6 protein-coding genes are annotated in these 7,830 nt (G+C 68.1%); 2 read left to right on the top strand and 4 right to left on the bottom strand.

Annotated features, from left to right (window positions below; translation table 11 throughout):
* The first annotated feature begins 566 nt into the window (after positions 1-566).
* Positions 567-773: a hypothetical protein gene (locus IH61_RS50470; RefSeq protein WP_420714082.1), complete on the top strand. Its 207-nt coding sequence runs from the start codon at positions 567-569 to the stop codon at positions 771-773.
* A gap of 72 nt (positions 774-845) precedes the next feature.
* Here IH61_RS50470 and IH61_RS0139320 read toward each other — a convergent pair whose 3' ends face one another.
* From IH61_RS0139320 to IH61_RS0139305, 4 genes are all read right to left on the bottom strand, one after another.
* Complete coding sequence (locus IH61_RS0139320) at positions 846-2,120, bottom strand: alpha-L-fucosidase (protein WP_031079148.1); 1,275 nt, start codon at positions 2,118-2,120, stop codon at positions 846-848.
* 34 nt (positions 2,121-2,154) lie between these two features.
* Positions 2,155-2,934, bottom strand: coding sequence for a carbohydrate ABC transporter permease (locus IH61_RS0139315; protein ID WP_051838770.1), 780 nt, complete (start codon positions 2,932-2,934; stop codon positions 2,155-2,157).
* Between the two features lie 119 nt (positions 2,935-3,053).
* Positions 3,054-3,860 (bottom strand): carbohydrate ABC transporter permease, encoded by an 807-nt coding sequence (locus IH61_RS0139310; protein WP_234327536.1) that lies wholly within the window; start codon positions 3,858-3,860, stop codon positions 3,054-3,056.
* A 98-nt stretch (positions 3,861-3,958) separates the two neighbouring features.
* Entirely contained in the window at positions 3,959-5,239 is a 1,281-nt protein-coding gene (locus IH61_RS0139305; protein ID WP_158845890.1) for an ABC transporter substrate-binding protein, read from the bottom strand.
* A 495-nt stretch (positions 5,240-5,734) separates the two neighbouring features.
* On the opposite strand from IH61_RS0139305, the gene IH61_RS42200 reads away from it, so the two are divergent.
* On the top strand, positions 5,735-7,830 hold a 2,096-nt coding region (locus tag IH61_RS42200), incomplete at its 3' end, for a hypothetical protein (protein WP_158845887.1).

Below are 7,830 nucleotides of genomic sequence, written 5' to 3'. Positions count from 1 at the left end.
TCCCGCACCGACCAGAAGCTGGCCTATCCGCTGCCGGCGGGCGCCGACCCCGCCAAGGTCCGCGCCTCCGCCCTCTACCAGGACCACCGCAGTGACATCACGGTCTCGATGGCCGACGGCGCCGTCAGTGTGACCGTGCCGGCGGGTGTGCCGGTCATCGTCTACCTCGACCAGCAGGCACCGGAGTTGATCAACGACAACTCGTCCGCGATCAGTTACTCCGGCAGCGGGTGGGCGGCCCTCACCGGCCGGGGCCTTGGCGACCACGGTGACGACGTGCACGCGACCTCGACCGCCGGGGACTCGGCGAGCGTGAGCTTCACCGGCACCGGTATCGACCTGATCACCGAGACGAACAGCGACCAGGGCGCCGCCGACATCTACGTCGACGGCCAGCTCGTGCGCAGCGTCAACGCCAACGCCTCCACCCGGTCGGTGCAGGTACCCCTGTACAGCGTGGCCGGGCTCACCTACGGCGCCCACACCCTGAAGGTCGTGAACACCAGCGGTTCGTCCCTGCTGACGACTCGGCCTCGTTCACCTTCTACGGCACGGGAGTTGACGTCCTGTCGGAGAAGAACAGCGACCAGGGCGACATCGCCGTCTCCATCGACGGCGGCGCGCCGCAGACGGTCAGTACCCGCGCGGAGAGCCGGTCGGCCCAGCAAGCCGTCTTCTCCAAGCGCGGCCTGACCCCGGGCCCCCACACCGTCACCGTCACCAAGCAGAGCGGCGACTACATGCTGATCGACGGCTTCACCACCGTCAACTGACCCTCCGGGGCCTGGCCGACGGACACATCCGCCGGCCAGGCCCTCACGCTGCCCCGGCATCACGACCGGTGATCAGGCGCGGCCCGGGCCTTCGTAGAGGTCGAGTTCGGCGGTGAGTTCCAGGGCCAGCACGGTGGCGTCGAGGTCGAGGTCGGCGGGGGCGGGGGCGTCGATCCACAGAACGCCCGGGATGTCCTCGATGCCGCCGACGGTGCGGTGGCGCAGCTCGGTGCCGGTGCCGACGACGGTGACGCGGCGGACCGGGGTGCGCAGGCCGCGCAGGGCGACGAATTCGCGGGGCGGGTCGAAGCAGATGAGGTAGAGGGTGCGGCGGTCGGCGGACAGGGTGCTGGGGCCGTAGTGGTGGCCCGCCGGCAGCCCGGCCACCGTGCCGTGTACGGCGGTGGCGTGGGTGGAGATCCACCGGCCGAGCCCTTCGAGACGGTCGACCTGCTCCTGCGGGATGCTGCCGTCCTCCCGGGGGCCGACGTCCAGCAGCAGGTTGCCGCCCATGCCGATGGTCTCGGCGAAGTGGCGTACGAGCTGACGCAGTGACTTGTAGTTGGTGTCCTGCTCCCGGAAGCCCCAGGAGTCGTTGATCGTCATGCACAGCTCCCAGGGCCCCTCGGGCGCCCGCATCGGCGGGCCCTGCTCGGGGGTGGCGTAGTCTCCGAGGCTCATCATCCGCGCGTTGAGGACCGCTTCGGGGACGTGGCCGGCGATCAGCTCGCCCAGTTCGCGGGTCCGCCACTGCTCCTCGGAGCGTTCCCAGTCGCCGTCGAACCACAGCAGGTCGGGTCGGAAGCGGGTGAGGAGTTCGGTGACCTGGCCGTCGCGGTACGCGAGGTAGCGCTGCCAGGCGTCCGGGTCCTCGGGTTCGCCGGCCGCGGGTTCGCTGTGGGGGTGGTCGGCGTATTCCGGCCGGGCGTGCTCCGGCGCGCGGACGGTCGGGTAGTCGGGGTGCGACCAGTCGGAGTGCGAGTAGTAGAGGCCGACCTTCAGTCCGCGCTCGCGTACGGCGTCGACGTAGCCCTCGACCAGGTCCCGCCCGGCAGGGGTGTGCCCGACCACGGACAGGTCGCCGTGGGCGGTGTCCCACAGGGCGAGCCCGTCGTGGTGACGGGCGGTCAGGACGGCGTAGCGGGCGCCCGCCCGGACGAACAGGTCCGCCCACGCGCCGGGGTCGTACCGCGCGGCGGTGAAGCCGTCGAGTTGCGCCATGTACTGCTCGTAGGTCACCTCGCCGTTGTAGAACGACCACGACTCGGTGACGCCGTCCACGGCGTAGATCCCCCAGTGGACGAAGATCCCGAGCTTGGCGTCCGGGAACCAGGGCTGCATGGGCATACGGGGGTTTTCCTCACGTCGTCGGTGGTCGGGCTCATCCCTTGAGGGCTCCGCCGCTCATGCCCTCGACCATGCGGCGCTGGAAGAACGCGAACATGACCAGGAGCGGCGCCATGCCGAGAAGGGCGGCCGGGAACAGGTCGGTCGGCCGGACGACCCTGGAGTCCAGCAGCGAGTAGGCGTTGACCATCACCGTGCGCTGGTCCGGGTCCTGCAGGAAGATCAGCGGGACCATCAGGTCGTTCCAGACCGCGATGGTGATGAAGATCAGAAGGGTCGCCGTCACCGGCCGCAGGAGCGGGAAGTAGACGGCGAAGAAGGTGCGCAGCCGACCGGCGCCGTCGATGGCGGCGGCCTCCCCCAGTTCGCCGGGAATGGTGCGGACGAAGCTGGTGTAGAAGAACACGGCGACCGGCAGGTTCCACGCGGAGTAGACCAGGATGACGCCGAAGGTGGTGCCCAGGAGGTTCAGGTCGCGCAGAAGCAGGTAGAGCGGGGTGAGGAACACGAACAGCGGTACGCCCATGCCGGTGATGAAGGCGCGGTAGGTCCAGCGCGACCAGCCGCGTGTCGTCAGGCCGAGCGCGTATCCGGCCATGGCGCCCAGCACCACGACCACCACGCAGGTGCCGCCCGTGATGATCACCGTGTTCAGGACACTGCGGGGGTAGTGGATGTCGGAGGCGACGCGGGAGAAGTTCGCGAGGGTGGGGCGGGTCGGCAGGGCCAGCACGTGTGCGGCCACATCCTGCGCGGTGCGCAGCGAGGTGCTCACCGCGAACAGGAACGGCGTGACGAACGCGATCACGAGCACGGTGCCGGCGGCTCGTGCCGGCAGACTCCGCGCACCGCGCCGGGACCGGGTCGAGCCGCGCACGGGGGCACGCGGTCCCGACCTGCCGCCGAGGTGAGGGGTGATCTTGCTCGGCGTACTCACTGGACCCGTCCTTCCCGGCGGCGCAGCAGGGCGTTGGAGGCGGTGACCAGGACGGTCACGACGACGAGCAGGAGGACCGACTGCGCCGTCCCGTACCCGATGTTTCCGCTGTCGAAGACCGTCCTGTAGATCGACAGCCCGAGCGTGTCAGTGGCGTTGGCAGGGCCGCCCTGGGTCATGACCAGCGGCAGTTCCAGCACGCGCAGACACCCGAACAGGGCGAGGGTGACGGCGACGGTCACCGAGGGTGCGAGCATCGGCCACTCCACTTTCCGGAACACCTGCCAGCGGTTCGCGCCGTCCAGCCGGGCCGCCTCGAGGACGTCCTCGGGGATGGTCCGGAATCCGGCGGCGTAGATCGCCGCGGCGAACCCGACGGACATCCAGATGTGGACGACGGCGATCGCGTACAGCGCCGTCGACGGGTCGCCGAGCCATACGTGCCGCAGGCTGCCGAGGCCGGTCGCGTTCAACAGCGAATTGACCGCTCCGTCCTGCTGGTAGAGCGACGACCAGATGTACGAGGCCATCAGACTGGACAGCAGGGCGGGCAGGAGCAGCACCACGGACAGTGCCTTGCCGTAGGCGCCCCAGCGGCGGAGCAGCGCGGCCAGCGCGAGACCGATCGCGTTCTGCGCCAGGACGACGATGACCGTGAACACCAGGGTGTTCACCAGAGCCGGGCGCACGGCCGGGTCGTGCAGCATCTCGCGATAGTTCGCCAGGCCGATGAAGTCGGAGTCCGGTCCGCCCTCGGAGTCGGTCAGACTGAGCGAGATGGATCTGACCAGCGGGTAGACCATCAGGAGCCCGTACAGGCCGATGGCCGGGAGAAGGAACGGCAGCAGGGTCCGCGATCGGGTTCGCGTTCGGATTCGTGTTCGCATGGGCATGCGGGCGGTCAGTTCCTGGCCGCGTCGTCGTACGCCTGAAGCGTCTGGTCGACCGACGACTGTCCGAGCAGCAGCGACTGCACGGCGCTCCCCATGGCCTTCTGTCCCTTGCTGCCGGCCCACCCGCCGGCGGGCAGCACCCAGAACCGGCCCGCGGCCACGGTGGAGACGAAGGTCTCGGCTCCCGGGACGTTCGGCGTCGGGATGGACCTGAACGGCGAGGCCGAGGACTCTGCCGTGAGGTACGGAGTCATCGCGGCCGACTGTGACCAGAACGTCAAGTACTCCTGGGCCTCGGCCTTGTGACGGGTCCTGGCGTTGATCCCCCACGTGGTTCCGACCGCGGTGGAGGCCGTGGACTGCCCGTCGTCGGCGCCGGGCCACGGCGTGAACCGGACCTGGCCCTGGTCGGCGCCCTTGGACAGATCGCTCATCGCCCAGGAGCCCTGCAGGAAGAACGCGCTCTTGCCCGCCTCGAAGTCCTGGCTGCCCTGCGACCACTCGTCGACGCCCAACTGGGCCTTGTAGTCGATGAGTCCCTGGGTGCCGAGATCCACGATCCTCTGCATCGCGCTCTTCCATCCGGCGTCGCCGGCGAAGGTCGCCTTACCGGCGGCCTGGGTGTCGCTCCAGTTCGGATTGCCGGCGAAGACCGTCGACGCTGCGGTGGCGTTGATCGCCTGGTAGATCTCCCAGGCGCTCTTGTCCGGGAGCGCGAGCCCGGGCTGACCGGCCTGCTTCAGTGCCTTCAGGTCCGCCACGAACTCGGGCCACGTGGCCGGTGGCGCGCTGATCCCCGCAGCCTTCAGCAGCTTCATGTTGCTGTACAGCCCGATGCCCGCCAGTTCGTTGGGCTCGACGACCACCTTGCCGTTGGCGGTCACCAGGGGCTTGACCGGGGCGGCCAGGTCGGCGACCCAGGGCTGGTCGGACAGGTCGGCCAGGTACCCGTTCTTGGCCCAGCGCGGGGCGTCGGAGGGCTGCGTCATGATGACGTCCTCGGCGTGTCCGGCGAGGAGTTCCGCGTTGAGCTTCTGGTAGTAGGTGTCGCCCTGCGCGTACACGTAGTCGATCTTGATGTTCGGGTGGGCCGCCTCGAACGCGGCGTTGATCGACTTCAGGGTGTCCGCCTCGGTCGCGGTCGCGCCGCCCTTCCAGCCGATCACCTTGAGCGTGACCGGGCCGCCCTTGCCGCTGTCGTCCTTGCTTCCGCCGGAACTCGAGCAGGCGGCGAGGGTGAGCGATGCCATGACCGCGCAGGCGAGCATGACGGGCTTGTTGTGTCTCACGGGGGTCCCTTTCGGTGGTGTCACGTGCGCCGGCGAAGCGAGGGCGTGCGCTGGGCCGGGCCGCAGTGCGGGAGGGTTGCTCACTCGCTCCGGAAACCTGGCCGTCATCAGCGGACGGTCAGATACATCGGATCTTTTTCGAGCTTGGACTTGGATTGCCGGACTGTCAACATCCTGTAACGGGTAGGTTTCGGCAACTGCGGGAGCTCGGTGGGATCTTAGGTAGTCGGACCAATGCAGTCCAGGCATGGAGCAAATCGGGTGTACTGGACTTCATTTCGGGCATGTCATCGGGCCAGTCCTGCCGGAGGTCTTTACAGGCCGGACATCTGGGGCGTAGAACAGCGGAACCCGACGGTCATCGGACCATTCAGGGCGACCGGGTACAGCCGGGGGCGCCGGCCGTCGGGACGGTCGAGTTCGTCCGACCGTACGGGTCCTGGCGGCGGCCACCTCCCCATCCCTCGTTCATCGTGAGGTTCGAAGGAGCTTTTCGTGACACCCGTGACACCAAGGAATCGAAGAGGAAAGGGGTGGCTGGTTGCGGCGGGTTGTGCCGTCGCGCTGGTCACGGCCTCGCTCGCCCCGGCCACTCCGGCGGCCGCGGCGGGGACGTCGATCGCCTCGGCACAGGTCCAGGTGCAGTTCGACACCTCCAACGGCCTGCCGAGCCAGTACACCTTCCCTGCCTGGTCGAACGCGCGGCTGCGCGGTCACGATCTGGACGGCGGGAGCCTCGAGCAGCTGACCGCGGTCTCGCGCGACAGCGCCAAGGCCGAGTTCTCCGGAACGAACTCACTGCGGCTCAACCGGATCGAGACGCCGTCGGCGACCAGGGCGAAGGTCTACTACGACGCCTACTGGAGCGACGGAACCACCAGGACCGCGTCGCTGGCGATCCAGTACGACGTCTCCGGTCACAACGTCGACATCACCCTGCAGGACGTCGTTGAGACCTCCGGCTACCAGCTGATCGCCGTGAACCTGCCGAGCCTGCTCTCGCTCAGGCAGGAGGACGGCGGCTCGCCCTGGATCCTCGACGCGAACGGCGGCGGCAGACTCAACACGCTGGCCAACGCCGGGCCCGGGTCCCAGAAGAAGATCGACTTCAACGGCACCGAGTCACCGTACCTGCCGGTCAACGCAGTTGGCACCTCAGGGGCCACCGGCGGGCTGGAGATCACGGGCTACGTCGACCAGCCCTACACCTCGGTGTACACCAGCGGATCGAACAAGCACTACACCGCAGGCGTCGGCGCGCAGTACCGGGTCCGCGGCGGCGCGACGACCGAGAACCTCCTGGTCAACCAGTCGCAGATCGCGAAGCTGACCTTCGCCGGAGACTACGACGGCAACGGAGCGGTGGACTGGCTCGACCTCGCCAAGGCGATGCGCGACCAGGCCCCGCCCATCCCGTCGCACTACTACGACGACAAGTACGTCTACATGCTGCAGAACCAGGTCGGCCGCCACGGGGTGGACCTCACCTTCGACGAGGCCCAGAAGTGGTCCGGGCGGATCTCGAACCTCATCGACGGCAACCCCCAGGTCATGCAGTTGGTGGGGATGTTCAACCCCGGGCACGACACCGCCGAACCCAACTGGACCGCGGTCAACCCCGGCCTCGGCGGTCCCGCCGGTTTGAAGGCGCTCCAAGCCAACGCCCAGAACCTGTACAACACCAACGTCACCTTCGACGATAACTACGACGACCAGTACAACAACGAGTACAGCTGCAACCCGCAGGTCCCCAGCGCCTGCTACAACCAGGCCGACATCTCGCGGACGGTCGACAACCAGCTGAAGACCTTCAACGCCTGGAACGGCACGGACGTCAGCTACATCGCCGGACTGAAGAAGTACGTCGACAGCGGCCGTGCCCTGGAACGGGTCAGAGGCACCATCACCTCCTACGGGCTGCACGACGCCACGCTCATCGATGCCCTGTCGACGTACTCCGTCCTGCGCAGCGACTGGGACCCGGCCCACCCCGCCAGCGCCGTGGACGGCCTCACCGGCGGCAGGTTCAAGATCATGGACGAGTACGCCAGGTACGGCATCGACGTCAACAGCGAGAACCAGCAGTACCCGATGCTGGGCAAGATGTCCTTGGCCGTCGACGGGCCCGAAGGCGGGGGCTGGGTCGGCGGTACGGACACCGAAGTGCCCTTCATGGCGACCGTTCTGCGCCACAGCGTCATCTACGGCGGCAAGAACGGCACAGCCACCAGCGGGGGCATGGCCCTGGACGTGGATCCGAGGACGATGCTGCTCAACAACAATCGGTCGGCGCGCTGGATCAAGCCCGGTGCCGCCGACACGGACATCGCGGACTCGTACTACCTGGTGCACCGGCCGTGGATGCTGCTGTCGAAGCTCGACGTGGACACCTTCAGCCGCAGCGACGACGGGAAGTCGGTCACCGAGACCCTCAAGGACGGCTCCGGCAACACCGCGTCGATCGACATCGACTACAGGAACGACACCTTCAAGGCCGTCTACAACGGCACGAAGATCATGGACGGTTACAGCGTGACGGTGCCGATGGACAGCAACCGGATCGCGTTCTACTCCCGCACCGACCAGAAGCT

The organism is Streptomyces sp. NRRL WC-3742 (assembly GCF_000720635.1).
Lineage (GTDB): Bacteria > Actinomycetota > Actinomycetes > Streptomycetales > Streptomycetaceae > Kitasatospora.
This window is presented reverse-complemented; position numbering and strand designations above follow the sequence as displayed.